The 968-nt window shown below is 67.3% G+C and carries 1 protein-coding gene; it reads right to left on the reverse strand.

The features are described from left to right. Window positions 1–18: 18 nt before the first annotated feature. Complete coding sequence (locus ABD353_RS39680; protein ID WP_344628574.1) at window positions 19–870, reverse strand: IS5 family transposase; 852 nt, start codon at window positions 868–870, stop codon at window positions 19–21. Window positions 871–968 lie beyond the last annotated feature (98 nt).

Raw genomic sequence — 968 nt, forward strand, 5'->3', positions numbered from 1 at the left:
AGGGCGTCCGCCAGTAGGTCATCGGATGCGAGGGCTTCGTGGGCGGGTGTCCCACCGGTAGAGGGTCCAGGCGCGTCGGATCAGGCAGCGGACGATGATGAGAGCGCTGGCCAGGGCGAGGAAGAACTGGATGACGGCTTTGCGGCGTTCAGTGCAGCGTCGGAGTTTGCCGAAGTTGTTCATCCAGGAGTTCGTGCGCTCGACGACCCACCGGCCGCCGGTCTGGATCGGGGTCTTCGCACCGCGTGCGGCGATGCGAGCGTCGATCCTGCGGTCGGCCAAGCCGTCGTGGACCGGGCGATAGTCGTAGCCGGCGTCCAGGGTGAGACGCGGGTGCTCGGGCAGCGGCCCGAGAATCGGCTCCAGGGCGGCGAAGAGGTCGAGTGTGGCGGGCAGCAGGGTGTGGTCACGGGTGTTCGCCGGGGCAGGCTCGGTGACCAGCGGTATGCCGACGCCGTCGGTCAACTGTGAGCGTTTCAGGCCGAGTTTGGCCCGGTCGACCGGGCTCTTGCCTGCGCATTCGCCACCTGAGGGCGCCTTGGTGATGCAGCCGTCCGCGGCCAGGCGGTCGAGTTCGAGGCCGATCATGCGGTCGTAAGCGGCGAGCGCGAGCAGCCGCAGGTCTTCCATGACGCCGGCGGAGATCCACTCGTCGCGGCGCCGCCGCAGGGTTGTGGCCGAGCAGCGCTCGTCCGCTGCCCGTTCGTATCCACAACCGAAGACCAGGACCTGCACCAAGCGGTCGAAAACAACGGCGTCGCTGATTCGCGGGTTGTGGCAGCCCAGCGGGTGCAGGTCCTCACGCACTGGCAGAAGAGCGAGGAACTGGTCGCGGATCGGGTCAAGAATGCATGATGGGACAGCAGGCACGGATCCCCCGGTGATCATGAAGCGTAGAGACCTCCATGATCGGGCGAACCGTGCCTGTTCCACTGCCACCATCCGCAGCACCTACTGGCGGACGCCCT

The organism is Kitasatospora arboriphila, assembly GCF_039528095.1.
Taxonomy (GTDB): Bacteria; Actinomycetota; Actinomycetes; order Streptomycetales; family Streptomycetaceae; genus Kitasatospora; species Kitasatospora arboriphila.